This is a genomic window from Serratia sp. (in: enterobacteria), assembly GCF_051654945.1.
Taxonomy (GTDB): domain Bacteria; phylum Pseudomonadota; class Gammaproteobacteria; order Enterobacterales; family Enterobacteriaceae; genus Chania.
Genome location: NZ_JBOFZA010000072.1, coordinates 386796 through 409144, shown reverse-complemented (window position 1 = coordinate 409144; position 22349 = coordinate 386796). Strand labels below are relative to the sequence as shown.

The following is a 22349-nucleotide window of genomic DNA, read 5'->3' as shown; positions in this document are numbered from 1 at the left end:
AACATATGAGTAATTCACAAAAGATTTCACCATTAAAAACACTTGCGGAATTTAGCCAAGGGGCCGCACGTGATAACACATCTATATTAGGTAAGGTGTTACCTTGCCATGTTGTGAAGGTTGAAGGGGCTATCATTACGGTAAAATTTGACGTTTTACCAGGTGATTTTAATATCCCGGAAGTTAAAATCCCGCTTTCCGGGGCTGAATATATTAGATATCCGATTCAAGTTGGCGACAAAGGGATCGCGCTTGCCGCTAGCGTGTCCATACGGGACGTGAGCGGCTTGGGAGTGGGCTTGCCTGATATGAGCACACCTCCATCATTGACCGCGTTAGTATTCCATCCTATTTCTAATGTGGATTGGATAGCATTCGATCCAGACCAGGTTACAATTCATGGGCCAAAAGGGGTGTTGTTGCAGACCACAGGCGCGGATTCTTCAATCAACATTGAGCCGGGAAAAATTTCCATTACTGCGGCAGATATCTATTTAAATGGGATCATCCATTTAAACGGTCTGATAGTTCAGGATGCGGATCAGATGACCAGCGGCACAACGGCAAGATTGATTGGCCCTGTACACGTAGAAAATGACGTAACAGCAAGCAACATCAGCACCATCGGGCATACGCACGAAGTTAAGGGAATCCAGACCGGTAGCGGTACGGTAACATCGGAGAAACCGAACAAATGAGAACATGGGGCCGTATAGATGTGGATGGCGTTAAAAAATGGGTTGCCGTTGAATCGGATGAAAATGGTGATTTCACATATGGTTGGATTACAACGCTGATCCAAACGTTAAAGCTAAACCTGCGGGAATCCCCATTTTATGCTCAATATGGCATCCCCGCACAACAGAGCGTAGTTGAACAGGTTTACCCAGATTACTATGTCAATATGGTACAACAACAGTTTTCCGGTTACTTTGCCTCACTTGCGATAAGAAAGGTTACAGGCGCTCAAAATCCAACATATGACATTGATATTGTGACGCTTTCTGGTGCATCGTTTAGCAGTACGATCGCCGTGTGATAATCCATGGTGATAGTTATGCTAGCTAGTGATAAAATATTTCTACTCGTAATGGATGAGGGTAGAGCATTGAAAATAATAAATTATAGTGTATTGTTTTTAGTTTCTATAAGTTTATCAGGATGCATTATCGGAGAAACTTATTTAGAGGCTTTGAAATCATTTAATCCGGCCACCTGGAGCGGAAAACCTAGAAATGATCCTCCGGTTTGTTATTATAAAGGATTCACATCTGAAAATACCGTTGCATTGCTAAATAAATCTTTATCTGAAAATAAAAGTAACATAATAGCAAAATCTATTGTTATAAATAAAAGCATTGATAATGAGGATAGAAACTCCATTAAAGAGAATACCATAATATGTCGTTCTGAAATTGAACTCCACGGAGGAGGTAAGGAAAGCGGATATTTAACATTTAAAGAGGATAATGAGGGGAAACCGGAAGTTACATGGGAATCAGATAATGATATTAAAAAAACTAAAGAAGATGAAATAAAAGAAAGAAATAGAAAAGAAATTGAATTTAATTCTATATCAATAAAAGCATATCCATATATGGCATACGTTAGTTGTAAGCTCATGGGATATGATTATCCGATAATTCATTGTGCTTATGGTACATACACACAATCGACATTTGAAATTAAAAATGGAAATAATTATAATATGTATCAAGGGGCTGATATTGGGGCTGCTGGAAATAATAGTGTCGGCGTGCTAAGAATACCACTTTCAAAACACTTCCAAATTAATGTTAGAAATGGTAGTGGAAATTCTCTTATTAATATGAAAATAATTGATAGGGCTACAGGTTCAATTGTTTTTGAAAAATCAGCAGGAATGTACAATTACATCTCCGTTGAAAATTAAATCATTTAGTCATTAAATCTCACGAACCCGCCTAGCGCGGGTTTTTTTACGCCTGGAGTAATCGAAACCATGTCAGATTTCCCCGTAACAATAACACAGGCCGGCGCTCAACCTACGCCACCAGCTGAATTATTAGAAAAATTGGTAACATCTGTAGAATCAAAAGTTCCAGGTTATACGGCAAATCTTCCACCAGCATTGATCACGGATTTAGCCAGTACAGCCATAGGGGCGCTAGCCCTGATAGATTCCGCCATGGTAGACCTTATCAACTCGGTAACGCCATATGGTGCCAATATCCCCTTATTGAATCAGCTAGGGGGGATTTACGGCGTTCCTAGGGGCATTGGTTCCAATACATCGGTAAGCGTGATTTTCATGGGTTCACCTGGATTTGTCGTGCCGCGTGGATTTATCGTTTCTGATGGTAATTACCAATACGCAGTTCAAAATAACAGCATCATTCCCGCCAGCGGGCAGAGTGGATCGGTTTACTGCTTAGCTGTCGCTGGTGGCTCCTGGGCCGTCCCGGAAGGAACTGTCACGCAGATAATCACATCCGTTCCAAAGGGCATCACGCTATCAGTGACCAACGCGATTGGCGGCTTACCTGGTCTGATTGCGCAAACGAATGAAGATTACAGAACGCAAGTGATGAATGCGGGGATGTTTACCGTTCAAGGAACGCCGGAAAATTTGAAGTCTGCCCTGGAAAGGGTGCATGGTGTTTATCCTAATTTAATTTCATATCGGCAAGTTGCGCTAAATAAATGGGCAATTATTGTTGGCGGTGGCGATCCCTATGAGGTTGCATTGGCAATTTATGAATCTGTTCCTGATATTTCTATGTTAACGGCTGATGTGGTTAGCGCGACGGGATATGCCCCCCATAGTGAAACAATAACAATAAATGGATTTCCTGATTTTTATGATATTCCTTTTATTGTTCCTAGCTCACAAACTGTAACGGTGATTTTAACGTGGAATACATCAGGAACTAATTTTGTTGATCCAACAATTATGGCTACACTTTCAACGCCTGCCATTGTGGAACAAATTAATAATATATTTGTAGGTCAACCGATTAACGTTTATCAGTTACAAGCTTTATTTTCAACATCGGTTAGTTCAATTATTAATGTTGAGCAAATTTCATTGATAAGAATTCGAATTGCCATTGACGGTGTCATAGTTGAACCTGATGTTAATACAGGATTAGTTACCGGTGATTATTATAAATATTTCACAACTAACGCCTCTCATGTAACGGTGCAAAAATATGATGGATCAAATTGAAACAAACATAATTCCCTCATATGTTTTTACTCAATATAACGATGATGAGGATGTAACGGCATTTTTTGAGTCTTATAATGAAATGGCTCAAAAATATTTGGATGCGTTTAATAATTTACAATTGCCATGTTGGACATCACAATTAATTACAGGGTGGCTGTTGGATTGGATAGCACAAGGGATTTATGGGCAAATCAGGCCAGCATTGCAAATTGTAAAAGAACAAACACAAAAAGGGGATTACAACACAATAGAATATAATGCTATTACATATGCGACCATTTCAAACTATGTTGCCGGGCAATATAGCAATTTATCAGATGATTTGTTTAAGCGCGTTTTAACCTGGAATTTTTACAAGGGTGATGGATTTCAATTTTCAATCCCCTGGTTTAAACGGCGTATAACCAGATTTATTCTGGTCAATGATGGGATTGATCCACCAGTAGATGAAACTTTTGATATTAGTATTAAATCAAAAGATGGAACATTCTATGTTCGCATACCCGATTATGATGATGGTGTAGCTTATGCGCTGGCAGCATGTATTGAACAAGAGTTTGTAAATTTGCCATTCATGTATAAATACATCGTAACTGTATATAAAATTATACCGGTATCAGAAATTAAATTATCTGAAACTATTATTGATCTTATGCCTGGTGAGGTTCGTATTTTGGATGTGACAGTCTTACCAAAAGACGCAACAAATAAAACTTTCACAGCCGCTTCAGATGATACTTCTATAGCAACAGTTATCATCCCAGAAGAATAAATTATCAAAGCAAAATATAAAATCCTTTATTGGAGGAATTGCCATGGCTGACGGCCAAATAATTATTACGGGCGGAAGTAAATTTGGAAATACAAACGTTACTGTAACTACGGAAGATGGCGGATATATAGCCTCTGTAGTAACAAACGTTGTTAGCGCAACACAATTTGTTATGCGTATTGATGCCGTAGAGCGTCCGCTATTTTACGTCAATATGGCAGAACCATTCACTATTGATTACGGCGACGGGGTAGACAGTGTCGATTATCGGTTTATTGAGGATAGTCTCACCACCGGATATGGCTGGGTGCTGACAACCCGAGACCTGAATATTGGCGAAGATTACACCATCACCGTTAAGCGCAGCGATACCATCCGGTTCTTTGGCTCTGGAACGGGCACGACGTACGTATTCAACACGTTGCGTGAAATCATCCGGGTATCCAGCGCTCGAACTAGCATGTCGTCATTTGCTCGCGCCAATACCGGATTGTATAAAATCCATGATAATGCATTCCAATACCTGAGCAGTGTCACCAGTTTTGAGGCAGCATTCTATGGTTGTACCAGTCTACTGACGCTGCCAGATAGATTGTTCGACCCATGCCCCAATGTGACAACATTCGCACAGGCGCTTTTTGGTTGTACGAATTTAACATTGCTTCCTGATGGTTTATTCAGCAAATGTAAATTAGTAACAACGTTCCTGCAAACCTTCTCTAACTGTTCTGGGTTGTTAAAAATCCCCGATGGTTTATTTTCTGGATTGGTCAATGTCACGACATATCAGAATGTATTTTACGGCTGTTCCTCATTAACGACCACGCCTAGCAACTTGTTCTCTGATGGATTAAACGTAACAACATTTTATGGAGCATTCCAGGCGTGCACCAAATTGGCAACAATCGGGAATGGAATTTTCAAAAACTGTTCTGCCGCGAGTAATTTTTATTACGTGTTTGGTAGTTGCACTGCCCTCACCGCAATTCCTGACGCATTATTCGCTGATTGCTCAAGTGCATTGACATTCCAGGGCGCTTTTTATAACTGCCAATCTCTGGCGTCATTGCCACACGGAATATTCACAGCAATTGCTGGTGGTAATTTTACACAGACATTTTACAACTGCAAATCATTAACATCTGTCCCTGATAGCCTATTTGAGGGATTGAAAGGGGCCTCTACATTCACAGAGACATTCTCAGGGTGTTCAGGGATTAAAACTGTTGGCGCTGCTGTATTTAAAAATTGCTCATCAGCGACAATATTCTCAAATACATTTTATAATTGCTCTGCATTAATATCGGTTGGTTCTGATATTTTTTCAGGATGTACGTCAGTAACGACATTTGCGTATGTTTTTTATGGTTGTGTCGCACTGACAAACATGCCGTTATTCACAGATTGCAATAAAATAACGACAATACAATACAGTTTTTACAACTGTAAAGCGCTAGCAGAAATCACACCTTATGCTTTTGATGGAAAGACCTTATTAAGTAATGCCGCCAGGGCATTCCAACTATGCAGCGGATTAAAAACAATACCCACTGGAGTATTCAGAGGTTGTTATGCTCTCGCCTCTCTTCAATATACATTCCAAGGGTGCAGTGGTCTTGTCTCATTACCGGGTGGGATATTTGAAGGGTGTTCAAAAGTAACTGATATTCAGTATCTGTTCAATACCTGCTCAAATCTTATTACCTTAGCACCAACCCTTTTTGATGGGTTGAGCGGGGCCATATCAACCAGTTTGTCTTTGTTCGGAAAATGCACATCACTGGTAGAAATTCCTGCCGGGTTGTTTGACCCAATGATTAATATTACGTCATTGCAATCTACATTCCTCGACTGTAGTAAATTGCAGGTAATTCCCTCTGGATTGTTTAAATACAATACAAAGTTGGTCACCGCGACAGGATTATTCTCGAGTTGCGATTTGAGAAACATTCCAGAAGATATATTGGAGAATTGCCATTTAATAACCAGTTTTAGCAGTGCCTTTTCATTTAATACCTACTTGGTTGATATTCCAAGAAATTTATTCGCAAACAATATAAACGCAACAGATTTTACTTATATTCTTTCAGCAACTGGAATAACAAATGTTCCTGCTGGATTGTTTGAGAATAATGTAAAGGCAACTACATTTATGTATGCATTCCAAAGCTGCCCTAATTTAGTTAGTGTTGCTGACGGATTATTCAATAACACTGCCGCAACGACATTGTATTACGCATTCAATAGTTGTGGGAATTTAACTAGTAATATAAACTCTATATTCAATTTAACTGCTTATCCTACGATAACAAATGTTAGTCGGTTATTTGGTAATTGCGCACTGGCAACAGGTAGTGGATTGTCATTAATAGCTGCGTTGCCAAATGCTACGACTCATGTAAGCACATTCAACTTGGCGACCAGCTTAACTGACTACAATCAAATACCCGCAGCATGGGGCGGAGGTGGTGCATAATGAAAACAATTAAGCAACTAAAAAAACTCATCGGTTATTCACAGACTGATGATGTATTTAAAGATTATATTACTCAACTGGAAGCGGCGGATGTCATAAAAGTTATGGGGGATGATATTGTAGATAATAAAGTTGGTGATGATTTTTACGAACGATTCGCGAATGTTTTCGGAATCCAACTTGATGATGAATTAAATCCTATTGCACAAGGGGATCAAGATGAATCTGGGATTCGGTAACAACATACGGGCAACGCTGGCGGCAGATATAAATTCATTACAAACGGTGATTGCTGTCATGCCTGGGACGGGGGCATTATTCGCAAGAACATTACAAGAAGATGCCTCAATCGCTAATCCATCATATAGTAAAACCATTTATTCAAAAATTACTATTACTGATGAGCTTGAAACCGTATTTGAAATTTGCCATCTTATTAGCGTTTCCGGTGATAATTTAACGGTAATTCGTGGGCAGGAAGGCACAACAAGAAAAGGCTGGTCTTTAAATGATGTGGTTTCAAATTTTTCAACGCGCGGATCTGAAAATAATTTTGTCCAAATTGAAGATTTGCAAAATGGAAAATATTTATCGGCTATTGCTGGCGGTACGGCGAATGCACTAACTGTTACACTTCCATCTACTTTTTTCATTAATGGGGGAAACACATTTGCATTACGGGCATCATTAAGTATAAAACCAATCCTTGCAAATACAGGGGCAACAACAATTCAACTGATCGTTTCAGATAGAATTATTGGGACGTATCCATTATATAAGGGAGTAAACTCCAATTTAGAGGCGGGAGATCTAAATATTAATCAGCCTGCCATCATTGTATTTTCACAGGAATTATCTTGTTTCTTTATAGTGAATCCCGCAAAAGGGCTTTTCGATTCGGATAAGTTTTTAGTTAAATCTAATAATTTATCAGATCTAACTGATGCGGCAGCGGCAAGAAAAAATCTAGGCATTCCAGATTGTCCGTTTGAAGTCGGCGATGTGATATTTAAAGGGAATACTAATGATCCAAATGTAAAATATCCAGGTACAACATGGTTAGATCTATCAAAAAGCTATGACACACGAACTATCATGATCGGCACTACCCCATTAACCGTGGGCGGGGCTGATGATGTAACGTTAAGCGTGGCGCAGTTACCTAGCCACGGACATACATTTTCGGGTTCTACGGGGGGCGGTGGTGCGCACACGCATAATTTACGGTCTTATCCATCAAACACGGCGCTAGATAGTGGAACATCTAACCGGCATTCTATCGAGGCTGGCGTAGCATATTCAGGGGTGGATCTGATCTCTGCCGCAGCTGACCATACTCACACGGTTTCTGGCACAATTGGAGCTACCGGAAGCGGGCAAAGTTTCTCTGTTATTAGTCGGTATTTGCAACTGCGGGCCTGGATGAGAACGGCATGATCTTACACTGTGTGTTTTAGAAAAAATCCTGGCGATCCTTTCCTAACATGAGGGAAATCCTAAACGGCAAACCCAGTAATGGCGCGGGTTCTTGAAAGCGCCATCTTAGGAAAAAAAAGGCTAATGAATTGAAATTTAACAAGTAAGCGCGGGATTTAAAATCCCTCGGCTTATGGCTGTGCGGGTTCAAGTCCCGCCCCGGGTACCAGGAAAATAAACTAAGAATAATCAAAGCAATATGTAGTAATGTCGTACCGCCGAGAGGCGGTTTTTTTGTGCCTGAAATCCGCTTGTCGGCTGAAATAGTTCGGCCATTCCCCTTTATTTGGCGTTAATCGCTGCTTGGGTGCCTGCTACATTATTCACCCACGCATCTTCCCCATTGAGGCAACGTTCTCCTTGAATGGTTTAAATGACAGGACCATTGCTGAATACCAGTACGCCATCGGATTTTTGCGTTGGCCTGCTTATCGTATGGTCCATACACGGCCCTTATTATCAATACTGATTGTTGCCCGTCTGTGGGAGGATGACAGCCCACTCACGGCAAATGGGGTGGCACTGGTGGCTGTGGCTGCAAAACCGGCCTTGGCATTCTCTGCTTTGGTCTTGTGAATAGGATCCTCTCTCTCCCTCTTGTGGTTTTGGTCTGACCAAAATGACAAAGTTCTATGATATCTCCTGTCCGATCATAAAATACAAAGTTAAACAGTCATTTTCACTTACACAAAAAGAAGTGGGTAAAACCAGTCTGATGATGGCTATAAAGATTATCCACCTGTCATTATAGTCAATGTTGTTTTTTTAAGTTTGCAATCAGAATCGATTAATAATGTAATTAAAGATTGTTATCATTATTTATTTTTGATGTATATCACAATTATTTGCAAATCTACAAGTCAAGACGGGGTGTGAGGTTGGTGAAATAATGTTTTTTAAAAATAAGAACATCATTTCATTTTGTTGTATTTTTGTGATTGGGCTCAACTTAAAAACCTGTGTGATAAGTTACGGTGCTTGTATTGTAACGATGTGTTTCATTGTGGTTTTACCAAAGTGCTTGCGGCAGGGAAGCCGCTTAACAACGTCAATCTTCACGTTATCCAGTCATAACAACAATTAATTAGCATTACTGCCCCGGGAGATATACCGATGAAATTGTCCAAAATTCTATTCGGCGTTTGTCTGACATCTGCCACGCTGCTGAGTAACCATTTGGCTTTGGCCCAAACGTTTAAAGCTGCCGATGTGCACCCTGAAGGATATCCCAACGTCGTGGCTATCCAGCATATGGGGGAAAAATTAAAAGCCGCGACCAATGGTCGTCTTGAGATCAAGACCTTCCCAGGTGGAGTGTTAGGTGATGAGAAACAGATCATCGAACAGGCCCAGATCGGCGCCATAGATATTATCCGCGTCTCAATGACGCCGGTTGGAGCAATATTACCTGACGTCAACATGTTCACGTTGCCCTACATCTTCCGTGACGAAGATCATATGCATAAGGTGCTCGATGGGGCGGTAGGTCAGGATATTGGCGATCGTTTGTCGAACAGCCCAAAATCGCGGATGGTCTTTTTAGGATGGATGGATAGCGGTACGCGTAACCTTATCACCAAAAGCCCGGTGACTAAACCGGAAGAATTGCAAGGCATGAAGATCCGTGTTCAGCCAAGCCCGGTCGCCTTGGCCACGCTGAAAGCAATGGGGGCCAACGCGGTGGTGATGGGGGTTAGTGAAGTCTTCAGTGGAATGCAGACCGGTGTAGTCGATGGCACTGAAAATAACCCGCCGACGTTTGTTGCACATAACTATTTGCCGGTCGCGAAAAACTATACCTACAGCCGTCACTCGATTATTCCAGAAGTGTTCCTGTTCTCCAAAACCAAGTGGGATAAGTTAAGCAAGGAAGATCAGACATTGCTTATCCAACTCGCCAAAGAAGCCCAGGTTGAGCAGCGCGAACTGTGGAAGAAATATAACCAGAAATCTCTGGACGTGATGAAAGCGGGTGGAGTGCAGTTCCATGATATCGATACCGATTATTACTACAAAGCGACCCAATCCGTGCGCGATGAGTTCGGTAAGGGCCACGAAGAACTGCTCCAACGCATTGCAGATGTACAGTAACGTTCTTTATATCGTCGTATAAAAAACTGAACTCTGACGGTGGGCGAGGGGAATAGTATATCCCTCGCCCACGACGGCAAATATTACGACTACAGAGTGCTCATACAAACGACCTTTTCATATAGGTAATATTATTATGGGACGTTATTATTCGTTGCTCATGGACGTTATTTATCGCATTTCAATGTGGGGCTCAGGGATAGCTTTGTTACTTATGGTGTCGGTAATTCCTGTCGGCATATTTGCGCGTTATATATTGAATAGCGCGTTATCATGGCCTGAACCAGTCGCCATCATGTGTATGGTTACCTTTACCTTTATTGGGGCTGCGGTGAGCTATCGCGCTGGTTCCCATATTGCCGTCTCCATGGTGACGGACCGTCTCCCGCCTCATTTACAAAAAGCCAGTGCCTTGCTGACCGACCTGATGATGTTGGCGATCAGCGTATTTATTCTGGTGTACAGCTATGCCTTGTGCCGGGAGTTGTGGGAACAGCCGGTGGCAGAATTCCCTCTGCTTACCGCTGGGGAAACCTATTTGCCACTGCCAATCGGATCAACGGTAACGATACTCTTTATTGTTGAACGGATCCTTTTTGGTTCTCAGCAACGCCGCCCAGCTGTGATGTTGGGGTCAGCAGAGAGTTAATACAGCCTACTATCCAGGAGCCATTACATGGATGCTTTCATATTAGTTGCTTCATTGGCCGTAATGTTGGCTATCGGTGTTCCCGTTGCTTATGCGGTTGGTATCAGTGCGATCGTGGGGGCCTTGTGGATCGATATCCCGCTTGAAGCGGTAATGATCCAGTTAACCAATGGCGTAAACAAGTTTTCATTGCTGGCCATCCCTTTCTTTATTCTGGCGGGGGCGATCATGGCCGAAGGGGGAATAGCCAGGCGATTGGTTAACTTTGCCTATATCTTTGTCGGGTTTATTCGCGGTGGCCTGTCTCTGGTCAATATTGTGGCGTCAACGTTCTTTGGGGCGATCTCCGGTTCTTCCGTTGCGGATACGGCCTCCATCGGTTCCGTGATGATCCCGGAAATGGACAAGAAAGGTTACCCACGCGATTTTGCCGCAGCGGTAACGGCGAGTGGGTCGGTTCAAGCTATTTTGACCCCGCCTAGCCACAACTCGGTCATTTATTCACTGGCGACCGGGGGAACGGTTTCAATTGCTGCGTTGTTTATCGCCGGGATTTTGCCTGGGTTGCTACTCAGCTTTAGCCTGATGGTGATGTGCGTCTGCTTTGCTCATAAACGGGGTTATCCGAAAGGTGAAAAAATTCCTTTCCGCCAGGCAGTGAAAATTTTCGTTGATACACTGTGGGGATTAATGACCGTGGTCATTATTATGGGGGGGATCCTATCAGGCATCTTTACCGCCACTGAATCGGCCGCCATTGCCTGCCTGTGGTCGTTCTTCGTCACCATGTTTATTTATCGTGACTACAAATGGTCGGAGTTGCCGAAACTGATGTACCGCACGGTAAAAACCGTCACCATCGTGATGATCCTGATTGGTTTTGCGGCGGCGTTCGGCGGCATTATGACCTACATGCAGTTGCCTGCGCGCATTACCGAGATGTTCACCTCCATTTCAGATAACAAATATGTGATCCTGATGTGTATCAACATCATGTTGCTGCTCATTGGCACCTTGATGGACATGGCGCCGTTAATCCTGATCCTCACGCCTGTGCTACTGCCAGTGACCAACTCGCTGGGCATTGATCCGGTGCACTTTGGTATGATCATGCTGGTTAACCTGGGGATTGGTCTGATCACGCCGCCGGTGGGATCTGTATTATTTGTCGCCAGTGCGGTGAGCAAGCAGAAAATCGAGCAGGTTGTGAAAGCGATGCTGCCTTTCTATGCAGTGCTGTTCCTGGTACTGATGGTGATCACCTACATTCCGGCCATCTCCCTGTTCCTGCCCAAATTATTCGGAGTACATACCGGTTAAGTCTGTTCCTTTATAGTGCCCATGACTAACGGAATGGGCACTTTTCGGCAAGCTAACTGATGAGTTCTAAAGATTTTTTAAATTGAATGGATTCAGCGCGATTTCGTGATCGGCGGTAAATGGTATGCTGCCAAGCTCAGCTATTCATTGAGGATCAGGAGATGACGATGGAATTTGAAATTGAGATTATTAACCCGGCGAAGCACCCAGAGCTTGCGGCCCAGCAGGTGGTGATCGAGCTGATCCGTGCGGGGAAGATTGATAACTCCTTTAACGGCGTCAAAGCGTTAAATACCTATCAACACCTGGTGGAAAAGTACAAGGCATTGGCTGCCGATCCGGCTATTGCCGAGGTTAAGGGCAATGATATTGTGCCTACCGCTTCGGAGGTCAAGCCGGCCGCAACGCCGAGCAAGCCTGTAGTGGCTGCGGCCAAAGCCAAAACCACGGCTGAGAAGCCTCCTGTGGCGGTAAAAGCGAAAACCAAGGCACCGGCCCCTGCGGCGAAAGAGCCAGCCGTTACGGCAGAAGTCGTTGCCAAGCCAAAGAAAGCCAAGCCAAACCCGACAACGGCCAAGAAAAAATAATCCCTTTATGCGCGGGGGCTTGAGCCTTCGCGCAGCTTCAATAAAATGCGGCAAGGTCATCAGCGTGCAATTATCCTGACGGGCGCAGCGCCCCCTACGCCGTGAGCACCCGCAAAATTATTTAATTGGCTGGACGCTGATGCCTTCCGCCGGTAACGGCAAGGCCGTTTTGTAGCGTACCTGCTTGAGAGCAAAGCTGGATCGGATATTGGCGACGCCCGGGATCTTGGTCAGATGGTCCAGAATAAAGCGTTCCAATGCGCGGATATCGGGCACCAATACCCGCAGCAGGTAGTCGGCATCCCCCGTCATCAGATAACACTCCATTACTTCGGGCCGTTCATCAATGGCTTGCTCAAAGTTGCTGAGCGCACCTTCCACCTGCTTTTCCAGACTCACCTGAATAAATACGTTCACATGCAGCCCTAGCACCGCCGGTTCCAATAAGGTCACTTGCCCCTTGATAATGCCTGACTCTTCCATCGCTTTTACGCGGTTAAAGCAGGGAGTGGGGGACAGGTTGACCGAGCGCGCAAGCTCCGCATTGGTGATCCGCGAATTTGTCTGCATGGAGTTCAGAATGGCGACGTCTGTACGATCGAGCTTCTTCATGTGAGAAAATTTGTCCTATAAAGATGGCTTTGATGGGTAAAATGACTCATAAAAACCGATTCGGTAAACATAATAAGAGAAATTACCCCCGGTTAACCAGATAAAATCAGCGTATTGAATTAATGGATGAGAAATCGCTGTGGATACTGAGGGAAAATACTTAACCGGCTCGCAAAGCACGCGGGGTTACGCGCCCGATAGCGTAAAAATCAAAGGTGTCCTGCTGTTGGTTGGGGCAATTGTGATCTGGGGCGCGAACTGGCCGGTGATGAAGGCGGGGCTCTCTCATATGACGCCCATCTGGCTCTCAACCACCCGATTTGTCAGTGGTGCGCTGTGTCTGTTTGCTCTACAGATACTGACGAAGAAATTACGCTTCCCGCCGCGAAAAGATTGGCCTTTGGTGTTGAGCGTGGGGCTGTTGCAAATGTTAACGTTTACCGTGCTGGGGGCTTTTGCCATGACCGAAGTGCCCGCAGGCCGGTCCGCGATCCTGGCCTACACCACGCCGCTTTGGGTCACGCCGATTGCGGTGTTATTTTTCCGTCAGTCACTTTCACGTCGGCAACTGATGGGGTCATTGCTTGGTGGTGTTGGGGTGATTGTGCTGTTCAATCCCTTCACCTTTAACTGGGGCGATAAGGTACTCGTCGTGGCGAACCTGATGTTGCTGACGGCCTCATTTGCCTGGGCGATGTGTATCTTGCACCTGCGCTATCACAAGGGTGTATGCAGCGCTTATGAGCTTGCGCCCTGGCAGATGCTGCTGGCCAGCGTGCCGTTGGCGCTGATGGCACGGGTGGTGGAAGGGCCGTTTACCGGTGATGGTTCTACCTCATTAATTGAAATTCTGCTGTTTATGGGGCCGTTGGCAACCGCATTCTGCTTTGTTGCGGTGAACGCCGCCAGCATGTGGTTGTCGAGCACCAGCATGTCGACGGCTATGCTCGGAGTACCGGTGATAGGCTTGCTGATGTCCGTTGCTTTCCTGGGCGAGAAACTGACCCTCACGCTGGGTATTGGCCTGCTGGTGATTATGTTGGGCATCTATATCGTGACGGTGAAACCAGCGGGAAGTGAAAGAACGGGGTAGCGACAACATCCTGACTGCCTAGCTCATACTGCACAAATAAAAAGGCCAGAGCCGTGATATTCACGAACTCTGGCCTATAGCGACTATCGGTGATTAATCCAGCTTTGGATGCTGGTCGATCAGCGTCTGCTTTTTCTTCTCTAAATCGGCGATTTGCTGGCTGATATCTTCCACCTTCTGCTCGATATTATCGTAGGTTTCCTGCAACAGCTCTTTGGCTTCCGAACGGTCAGAGGCAGCAGGTGCTGCGCCACGCAGTGGCTTGTTGGCCGTTTCTTTCATATACAGGCCAGTCACCAGACCAATCGCTGCCACTACCATCAGATAGTAGGCTGGCATATACAGGTTGCCGGTGGATTCGACCAACCAGGCGATCAGCGTCGGCGTGGCACCTGCAATCAGTACCGAGATATTGAAGGCAATGGCCAATGCGCTGTAGCGGATGTGGGTAGGGAACATCGCAGGCAGTATTGACGCCATCACCCCGATAAAGCAGTTGAGCAATACGGCCAGGATCAGCAGGCCAACAAAAATCAGCCCGATAACGTTACTGTTGATCAGGATGAAGCTGGGGATAGCCAGCGCCAACAGGCCAATACTACCGCCGATGATGAACGGCTTACGGCCAATACGGTCACTGGTCAGGCCAACCAACGGCTGCACGAACAGCATCCCGAGCATGATGGCAATGATAATCAGCACGCCGTGGTCTTCGGAATAGTGCAAATTATGCGACAGGTAGCTTGGCATGTAGGTCAACAGCATGTAGTAGGTCACGTTGGTCGAGATCACGATACCTACGCACACCAGCAGGCTTTTCCAGTGTTTGGTGGCGATCTCTTTGAACGAGGTCTTCGGCGGGTTTTCAATCGCCGCACGGTCGTTCTGTTCCATCTTGTCCATATGCTGCTGGAAGGCGGGCGTTTCTTCCAAGGCATGGCGTAAATACAGGCCAATCACCCCCAGCGGCGCGGCCAGGAAGAACGGAATACGCCAGCCCCAGTCGAGGAAGTTGGCCTCGCCCACGATGCTGGAGATTAACACCACTACGCCTGCCCCTAATACGAAGCCAGCGATGGAGCCAAAGTCGAGCCAACTGCCCATGAATCCGCGTTTACGGTCCGGCGAATATTCGGCCACGAAGATGGCCGCACCAGAATATTCCCCACCAACGGAGAAACCCTGAGCCAGTTTGGCCAGCAACAGCAGGATAGGTGCCCAAATGCCGATCGAGGCGTGGGATGGGATCAGGCCGATACAGAAGGTACTGATGGCCATAATAATGATGGTAATGGATAGCACTTTCTGGCGGCCGAATTTATCGCCCATGGCACCGAAGAACACGCCGCCCAGAGGGCGTACCAGGAAAGGAACCGAGAAGGTGGCCAGAGCGGCAATCATCTGCACGCCGGGCGTTGCGCCAGGGAAGAACACCTGGCCCAGTGCGTAGGCAACAAAGCCGTAAACACCGAAGTCGAACCATTCCATGGCGTTGCCTAATGCGGCGGCGGTAATGGCTTTTTTTAACTTGCTGTCATCAATAATCGTGATGTCATTAATCTGTAGTGGTTTATGCTTTTTTTTTCTTAGCTTCATAAATCATCCCATGCAAAATTGATCGTCGGCGAGTTCGTCGGCCCGCTCATTTTTATTGGTCAAGATATCAGTCAGGCTAATGTCACCCCCTGTTTAGAAAGATCGTCCTTGTGCTTCTTTTCTGAGATTCTCATCACAATAAATAGGGTTTTAAACAAAAAATGTCATCTTTAGGATTAGTTTTTCTTGTCATATAGCTTAGCGTTATCTGGAGTTTGAATCAAATTGAGTAACAAATGTTATGTTTTTCAGTAACTTTGCAGGAAGGAATGTTTGAGGGAATGACTGATTTTCATCAAGATTGGCTGTTAAAAAGCGTTCAGCATGTCTGCGAACACCTGTCTACCATGTCCCCGAACACTGCCGGAGGGAACCCCCCGCATAGACGCAAAAGCAGGGGGCGAAACTGGCTCGTTTAGGGCTTGCCGTCATAGCCATCCCAGTAGGTGGCGATAGCATTTTCAAGCAGGATCGCGCGCTGTTTCTTCGGCGAATCAGCCGTATAGGATTGATTAAACATCGTCGCTTTCTGCTCTGACTCAGGTAAAAAATCAGGGCTGCGGAACCCGTCCACCCTTTGCTGAGCCTGTTCGCGGGTCAGTCCATCCTGGCGATCTTTTTTGCCTAGCTGGTAAAACTGCTCGAAGAACGGGATGGCGGCTTTCATCGACTTTGAGATATCGGTGCGCGTATCGGGGCTGAAATGCGCATCCGCCAACTGGAAGGTTGAACGGCGCGCGTGTTTTTCAACGCTGCTTTGGGATGCCGTACAGGCACAAAGCAACAGCGTGGCAAGCAGCGGGAGCGTGCGGTAACGTTTAAGCGGCATATGACTCTCCATGTTATAGGGTATTTTCTGTTCCAGAGGATGCCGGGCTATTCTATCCCAGTTGCAACATATTGAAACCCATCAGCATCATAGCAAGCAGAACCTTTGCTAGACTTATATCAGGCAGCGTTGCCTGGTTAGTGGAGGTGGATATGTCTGATACCGAACTACTGCAAACGTTATTGCAACGTATTGAGGCGTTGGAGGCCCGGGAACAGGCATTAACTGCGGCCTCCAATGCCTACCAGGCGATCATCACCACCCTATTGGGCAATATGGACAAGACCGCGCGCGACAAAGTGATCTCGATGATCGATCAGGCTCATGAAATTGCCTATGTGCGCGCAGCGCAGCGATGTAACGAACCACAGAAACGCAAGATCAAGCAGGCGGATGATGTGGCACAGCGTATGTTTATGGTCGCGCAGGGCAGGGCATCAGAGTCACGCTGAGTTGAGCTATAACAGTTTGCTGCGAATAATGCAGGAATTGATCTACCTCAATAAATTGTCATTGTGATAGCTTGGGCTGAGATTGGTGATAGAAACGATGCGCTGAGGCATTAAGGTTATGGCGATGGATACGATTAAGAACATTCTGGTTGCAGAGATAGAACAGATTAACCGGCGAGAAGGGCGTGACGGCAAGCCGCGTTTCAACAGTGAGTTTGCACGCACCCACCGTTGGCTGTGTTTTGCCATGTTCGCTGGCTACTTTGCGGTGATTGCGGTGATGTACCCGGTGCCCTACATGGGGCTGTATTCATTCCTGGGTTTTACTGCCTTTGTGCTGTTTATGTTTGCCATGTTGTTGATTGAAATCAAACCGGTATACCGTTTTGAAGATATCGGCGTGCTGGATCTGCGCGTCTGCTACAACGGGGAATGGTACTTTACACGCGCTTTGTCGCCGCAGGCCATTCAGACACTGTTGAACGAACCGACGGTGAGTTCGGTGTTGAAAACCCGCATGCAGGAAATCATCGCCAACAAGGGCGAGATCGACTTCTATGACGTTTACGATCTAGCCTATGGCAAAAGATTGGCTACCCCGTCAACGCCTCAGGCGGTGCTGAGCTGAAGTGGTTGCACCAGTGCCGATGTGGGTTATAATAGTCGTTGGTTATGAGACTATTCTTAGGAAATAGCGATGAGTGATGATATTTTTGATTTTGACATTGATGCTGAATTAGCCAAAGCGGAAAAGAATGCGGCGCAGAAAGCCAGAGAAGTTCCTGAAATCCTTGAGGATGAAGAAGACTGCGAAGGCTGCAAAATCTGATCGAATTACCTGAAAAACCGCTGCGGCGGTTTTTTTATGTCCGCCCGCCAGAGATTGTTTTAATCAAGCACAAAACCCCAAATCAACAGCCCTGCCACAGTTACCAGGCACAGGGCAGAAACCGTCAGCAGTACTTTTCCCAGAACGTCTTTCTCTTGTTGTTTATTTTGCATCAGATTACATCATCCAATTAGTATTCGGTGGAGCAAGTCGGCCATGCCAGACATTAAGAGTTTTGCGGGCTGGATTAGTTCCCGCAGCGTGGCCGTTAATGGTATTGACGGGTTAATCGGTAACGATTTTCACGCCTATCTTACTGATCTGATTAGCGTCCATTTCCGCGATGGTCCAGGTTAATCCATCCCACTCCACCTGATCCCCCACCACGGCTTCGCCGCCGATCAACTTGGTGACGAACTGGCCGAGCGTTTGCTGTTCGTCCACGCCGTCTTGCAGATCCAGGCCGTAGGCCTGCGAGATATCGCATAAACGCGCATCGGATTGCAGAATGAAATCACCGAAGAAGCGCTCATCCAGTGTCACCGTAGGCGCTTGGCTAAACAGTTTACCCAGCGCAGGCAGATCGTGTTCATGACCGATAACGCACAGGGTATCACCTGCCAGCAAGCGGGTACTGCCACTCGGATGTAGTAGCTCTTTGCCGCGGAACAGCGCGGCAATGTGCGTTCCCTGCGGTAGCTTGAGTTCACGCAGCTGCGCGCCAACGCACCAGTTTTCTGCGGTGAGCTGGTAGGTAAACTGCTCCCATTGGTTTTCCTGGTGGACATCCAGCCCCACGCGGGAAATCGGTGCCAATGCCGGAGGCACTACCACCTTGGCCTTTTTGGCGGCAAAGGACAGCGATGTCCCCTGCAACAGCAGTGAAACCAGCACCACAAAGAACGCGACGTTGAAGAACAGATTGGCATTGGGTAGCCCGGCCATCATCGGGAACACTGCCAGGATCACCGGCACCGCGCCGCGTAGCCCCACCCAGGAGATGAACATGCGTTCACGCAGGTTAAAGTTGCGAAATGGCAACAGGCCGATAAACACCGAGATCGGGCGGGCAAACAGGATCATCCACAGCGAGAGCAGCAGGGCAGGGATGGCAATAGGCAACAGATCGTGCGGGTTGAGCAACAGCCCCAGCACCAGGAACATGCCGATCTGGCTCAGCCAGGCCAGCCCGTCAAAGGTTTGCACAATGCCGTGATAGTTACGGATCGGGCGGTTACCCAGCAACAGGCCACACAGGTAGACCGCCAGAATGCCGCTGCCATCCAGCGCGGTAGTTAACGCAAAAATCAAAATACCGCCGCTCACGGCCAGTAGCGGATATAAACCTTCTGCCAGTTTGATGTGGTTGATCAGCGTCATCAGCAACCAGCCGCCGCCCAGCCCGAGCACGATGCCCATGCCAAACTGCTGCAACAGATGGACGATGAACATCCAGCTCAACGAGGTTTCGCCAGCGGAAATCATGGCAATCAGGGTGATGGTTAAAAACACCGCCATCGGATCGTTGCTGCCGGACTCAATTTCCAGCGTAGCGCTGACACGCTCGTTCAGCCCTTTACCGCCCAACAGCGAAAATACCGCCGCCGCATCGGTGGAGCCAATAATCGCCCCGATTAACAGCCCCTGGATCAGATCGAGGTTAAACAGCCAGGCGGCGGCCAGGCCCGTCAGACCGGCGGTGATCAGTACGCCGATAGTGGCCAGTGACAATGCTGGCCACAGGGCGACACGGAAAGAACTGACGCGGGTACGCATACCGCCGTCAAGCAGGATCACGGCCAAAGCCAGGTTGCTGACCAGATAAGCGACAGGATAGTTGTCGAAGGCGATGCCACCGGGGCCGTCAACGCCGGCCAGCATGCCTATCGCCAGGAAGATCACCAGAATGGGAATACCCAGACGCGAAGAGAAAGAACTGAGCAGAATACTTGCTCCCACCAACACGGCACCGATGATGAACAAGCTATTGATCGTGCTGGCATCCAAAATAATGTTCTCCTGCGAATTGAGCTGAAAGGGTGGGGGCGCTAAAGCATAGGCACCGGGCCATGATCGTAATGTTTGTCAGTAATGCCCTCACCCTAACCTCTCCCACAGGGATAGGGGACTGAACGTGCTACAAATTGGCATCTGTACCTACCCGCGGCTCCGGACTCGCCCCCTCTTCGCATCATTGTACGTAGGGTATTCCGGGACGCTATATCGGGAGAGGGCCGGGGTGAGGGGCGACGGATGGCCTTAACTGACAAGCATTAGGGCCATGATAGCCTGTTTTTCCGGTAAAACGCCAAGGCTGATTGCCAAAAAATGGTGCCATTATGGCTGTTTGCCACAGAGTTTGGTAAAAACAGGAGTGAAATGCGGATATTGCGGCTTTTGTGTCTATTTATCAGCTGATTGAGGATGGGAGTAAACAGATTTGTGATGAAAAACCATTAATCCCCCAAACGGAGGCTTAATGGTTTGTGGGCGGGAGCTTAGTGATCGAGTGATTGCAGAGCGCGCTTGATTAATTCGCCCGCCAGCTTCCGTTCAGCTTCGGAGATCCCGTCCAGGTTGAGGCTGGAAAGCTCGGTAACCAATACGCTGCGATCTTTGCCGCTGATGGAAGAATCCAGTGCAGAGAGCAGTCTGCCCAGGATTTTCAGTAGTGTGGCGTTTTCTGCTACGGCTTCGGTTGCCGTGGTCGTTTTGTCGGTCATTAAAAATCCTCTCTGTCGTGGCGGAAGGGAAGTCGTACTGGCGCACGCGATGGTGATGCGCCATCCCTTGGGGTGTTGAGCCCAATCGCTACCGTAAGGCAGGGATGTGGATTTTTTCTTATGCACTGTAGTTATAACAACTCACCGCAATATGCTCCAGCACAACTTTGCATCAACAGGCCGCAATAGGTTGACCAATCTGTGCGCTGCGTACCGATCAATTATAGCCAAGCGGGCGCAGCATGCCGCGCCCGGTACAGGCAGACTAGGCTTTACCGGAAAACAGGAAGCGTAACAGCGGGATGCGTTTGTGCAGCTCATAGAGCAGGAAGGCGCAGGAAAAAACAAACACCAGACCCAACAGGAAGCCCAGTAGATTACTCTCGATCAGCGGGGTCACGAAGGCACCGTATATCAACGTCAGCGGATGGTGCACCAGATAGATGAACAGCGATGCGTTGACCAGATAGGTAATGCGTGGCGATTGGAAGTCAAGCAGCGCATGGCCAAATGAGAACACCACGTTGGCCATCAGGACGCCGAGCACGCTTTTTATCGCGATTTCCAGTTCAAACATGAAGCTGCTGTCTGCCAGCAGTTTCTGGTTGAGCATGTAGGCCAAGAACAGCAGCAGCGAACCCAGCACGGCTGGCCATGAGGGCTTGAGGAACACCGCTTTGAGCCACGGGTACTTGAAGGCGTAGGCACCGATAATGAAGAACGGCAGGTAGAACAGCGTTTCCATCACCACGAAGTTGAACAGGCCGTTAGACAGCAAATGCGGAGCCGTGATTAAAATAACGCGATGAAACACGCCGTATATAAAGGCATATAATAAAAACCACAATGAGATATTGCTCAAATTGGTCATTTTATTAATCGGCCGTGGTGCCGTTGGTGATGTGATGGCCTTAATTTTTTTAAACAGATAAAAACAGGCGCAGGTCAATAAGCATAAGGTTAATAAAAACCACAGATGGGAAACCAGTTCCCAAACCGCCACGTTTATTTTTTGATAAGGGGTAAAGCCATCCCAGCCGTTGATTTTATCGGTGAAGTTCTTGAGTAAAAAGAACTGTGGCAGGGTAATCAAAGGGATAGAACTCAGTAGCGGGATGGCAACCCGCTCCAGGCGTACCTTTAACCAGCGGTGGCTGTCATAGCGCTCGTACAGCATGTAGGAAAAGTAGCCGGAAATGATGAAGAACACCTGCATGCGAAAGGCGTGAATAAAGTCGTTCAGCACCGTCAGTGAAAACGACGGGGTGGCACTGTTTACCGCCCAGGAATGGCTGGAGTAAATCAGAGAAAGATGAAAAGGAATGCCGAGCAACATTAAATACGCCCGGATTGAATCGAGGAAAAACTCCCGCTGGTTGGTGCCGTTTGTCATAGTTTACCGCTGATGGTTGCTCTGGAGGGCATAAACCCGCTTAATAAGTCGGCAATAAGGCTATCGCAACCGCAAACCCTACTATAGCGACTGACATTTTTCCATAGCGTCTTGGGGCACGGCTTGCTACGCTGCACAACTGCTTAAACTCTAAGCCGTAAACATTAACACACGTTTATCATGTTGTCGGCGAGCGGAATAATCCATTAATATGGATTTTGAATATTTTGAGCACACGAA

22 protein-coding genes are annotated in these 22349 nt (G+C 46.8%); 16 read left to right on the top strand and 6 right to left on the bottom strand.

Annotated features, from left to right (window positions below):
- Positions 1–5: 5 nt before the first annotated feature.
- From ACRDCA_RS12380 to ACRDCA_RS12325, 12 genes are all read left to right on the top strand, one after another.
- Complete coding sequence (locus ACRDCA_RS12380; protein ID WP_438689771.1) at positions 6–698, top strand: phage baseplate protein; 693 nt, start codon at positions 6–8, stop codon at positions 696–698.
- Positions 695–1039, top strand: coding sequence for a hypothetical protein (locus tag ACRDCA_RS12375; RefSeq protein ID WP_438689770.1), 345 nt, complete (start codon positions 695–697; stop codon positions 1037–1039). Before ACRDCA_RS12380 ends, ACRDCA_RS12375 begins: the two co-directional genes overlap by 4 nt.
- 18 nt (positions 1040–1057) lie before the next feature.
- Positions 1058–1912, top strand: a complete 855-nt coding sequence (locus ACRDCA_RS12370; protein ID WP_438689769.1) for a hypothetical protein — start codon at positions 1058–1060, stop codon at positions 1910–1912.
- A gap of 69 nt (positions 1913–1981) precedes the next feature.
- Complete coding sequence (locus tag ACRDCA_RS12365) at positions 1982–3208, top strand: baseplate J/gp47 family protein (protein WP_438689768.1); 1227 nt, start codon at positions 1982–1984, stop codon at positions 3206–3208.
- Positions 3192–3983: an Ig-like domain-containing protein gene (locus ACRDCA_RS12360; RefSeq protein WP_438689767.1), complete on the top strand. Its 792-nt coding sequence runs from the start codon at positions 3192–3194 to the stop codon at positions 3981–3983. The genes ACRDCA_RS12365 and ACRDCA_RS12360 overlap by 17 nt, the downstream gene beginning before the upstream one ends.
- 43 nt (positions 3984–4026) lie before the next feature.
- The gene (locus ACRDCA_RS12355; RefSeq protein ID WP_438689766.1) at positions 4027–6459 is read left to right on the top strand and encodes a phage tail protein I; all 2433 of its coding nucleotides are present in this window, start codon (positions 4027–4029) and stop codon (positions 6457–6459) included.
- The gene (locus ACRDCA_RS12350; protein ID WP_438689765.1) at positions 6459–6698 is read left to right on the top strand and encodes a hypothetical protein; all 240 of its coding nucleotides are present in this window, start codon (positions 6459–6461) and stop codon (positions 6696–6698) included. Before ACRDCA_RS12355 ends, ACRDCA_RS12350 begins: the two co-directional genes overlap by 1 nt.
- A complete protein-coding gene (locus ACRDCA_RS12345) occupies positions 6679–7896 on the top strand; it encodes a hypothetical protein (RefSeq protein WP_438689764.1) in 1218 nt (405 codons plus the stop codon). Before ACRDCA_RS12350 ends, ACRDCA_RS12345 begins: the two co-directional genes overlap by 20 nt.
- A 1152-nt stretch (positions 7897–9048) precedes the next feature.
- Positions 9049–10026 carry a TRAP transporter substrate-binding protein gene (locus ACRDCA_RS12340; protein WP_438689763.1) on the top strand — a complete coding sequence of 326 codons (978 nt, stop codon included), beginning with the start codon at positions 9049–9051 and terminating at the stop codon, positions 10024–10026.
- Positions 10027–10162: 136 nt separating this feature from the next.
- The gene (locus ACRDCA_RS12335) at positions 10163–10675 is read left to right on the top strand and encodes a TRAP transporter small permease (RefSeq protein ID WP_025123315.1); all 513 of its coding nucleotides are present in this window, start codon (positions 10163–10165) and stop codon (positions 10673–10675) included.
- A 27-nt stretch (positions 10676–10702) separates the two neighbouring features.
- Positions 10703–11995, top strand: coding sequence for a TRAP transporter large permease (locus ACRDCA_RS12330; protein WP_071680536.1), 1293 nt, complete (start codon positions 10703–10705; stop codon positions 11993–11995).
- Positions 11996–12162: 167 nt separating this feature from the next.
- Positions 12163–12582: a hypothetical protein gene (locus ACRDCA_RS12325; RefSeq protein WP_438689762.1), complete on the top strand. Its 420-nt coding sequence runs from the start codon at positions 12163–12165 to the stop codon at positions 12580–12582.
- A 117-nt stretch (positions 12583–12699) separates the two neighbouring features.
- Here the strand turns inward: ACRDCA_RS12325 and ACRDCA_RS12320 are convergent, their stop codons facing one another.
- Positions 12700–13194: an Lrp/AsnC family transcriptional regulator gene (locus tag ACRDCA_RS12320; protein ID WP_438689761.1), complete on the bottom strand. Its 495-nt coding sequence runs from the start codon at positions 13192–13194 to the stop codon at positions 12700–12702.
- Between the two features lie 139 nt (positions 13195–13333).
- Between ACRDCA_RS12320 and ACRDCA_RS12315 the strand changes: the two genes are divergently transcribed.
- Positions 13334–14287 (top strand): DMT family transporter, encoded by a 954-nt coding sequence (locus ACRDCA_RS12315; RefSeq protein WP_438689760.1) that lies wholly within the window; start codon positions 13334–13336, stop codon positions 14285–14287.
- Positions 14288–14380: 93 nt separating this feature from the next.
- On the opposite strand, the gene proP is transcribed toward ACRDCA_RS12315, so the two are convergent.
- Complete coding sequence (gene proP / locus ACRDCA_RS12310; RefSeq protein WP_438689759.1) at positions 14381–15883, bottom strand: glycine betaine/L-proline transporter ProP; 1503 nt, start codon at positions 15881–15883, stop codon at positions 14381–14383.
- Positions 15884–16298: 415 nt separating this feature from the next.
- On the bottom strand, positions 16299–16712 hold the full coding sequence (locus tag ACRDCA_RS12305; protein WP_438689758.1) for an Exc2 family lipoprotein: 414 nt from the start codon (positions 16710–16712) through the stop codon (positions 16299–16301).
- Between the two features lie 152 nt (positions 16713–16864).
- On the opposite strand from ACRDCA_RS12305, the gene ACRDCA_RS12300 reads away from it, so the two are divergent.
- The 3 genes from ACRDCA_RS12300 to ACRDCA_RS12290 all read left to right on the top strand — a co-directional run bounded on the left by ACRDCA_RS12300 (position 16865) and on the right by ACRDCA_RS12290 (position 17993).
- Entirely contained in the window at positions 16865–17164 is a 300-nt protein-coding gene (locus ACRDCA_RS12300; RefSeq protein WP_438689757.1) for a hypothetical protein, read from the top strand.
- Positions 17165–17288: 124 nt separating this feature from the next.
- Positions 17289–17792 carry a YlaC family protein gene (locus ACRDCA_RS12295; protein ID WP_438689756.1) on the top strand — a complete coding sequence of 168 codons (504 nt, stop codon included), beginning with the start codon at positions 17289–17291 and terminating at the stop codon, positions 17790–17792.
- 69 nt (positions 17793–17861) lie between these two features.
- Positions 17862–17993, top strand: coding sequence for a hypothetical protein (locus tag ACRDCA_RS12290; RefSeq protein ID WP_438689755.1), 132 nt, complete (start codon positions 17862–17864; stop codon positions 17991–17993).
- A gap of 285 nt (positions 17994–18278) precedes the next feature.
- Here ACRDCA_RS12290 and ACRDCA_RS12285 read toward each other — a convergent pair whose 3' ends face one another.
- The 3 genes from ACRDCA_RS12285 to mdoC form a co-directional block, all read right to left on the bottom strand.
- Complete coding sequence (locus ACRDCA_RS12285) at positions 18279–20000, bottom strand: potassium/proton antiporter (protein ID WP_438689754.1); 1722 nt, start codon at positions 19998–20000, stop codon at positions 18279–18281.
- A gap of 491 nt (positions 20001–20491) precedes the next feature.
- Positions 20492–20716 (bottom strand): hypothetical protein, encoded by a 225-nt coding sequence (locus ACRDCA_RS12280; RefSeq protein ID WP_438689753.1) that lies wholly within the window; start codon positions 20714–20716, stop codon positions 20492–20494.
- 265 nt (positions 20717–20981) lie between these two features.
- Complete coding sequence (mdoC, locus tag ACRDCA_RS12275; protein WP_438689752.1) at positions 20982–22109, bottom strand: glucans biosynthesis protein MdoC; 1128 nt, start codon at positions 22107–22109, stop codon at positions 20982–20984.
- Between the last annotated feature and the right edge of the window lie 240 nt (positions 22110–22349).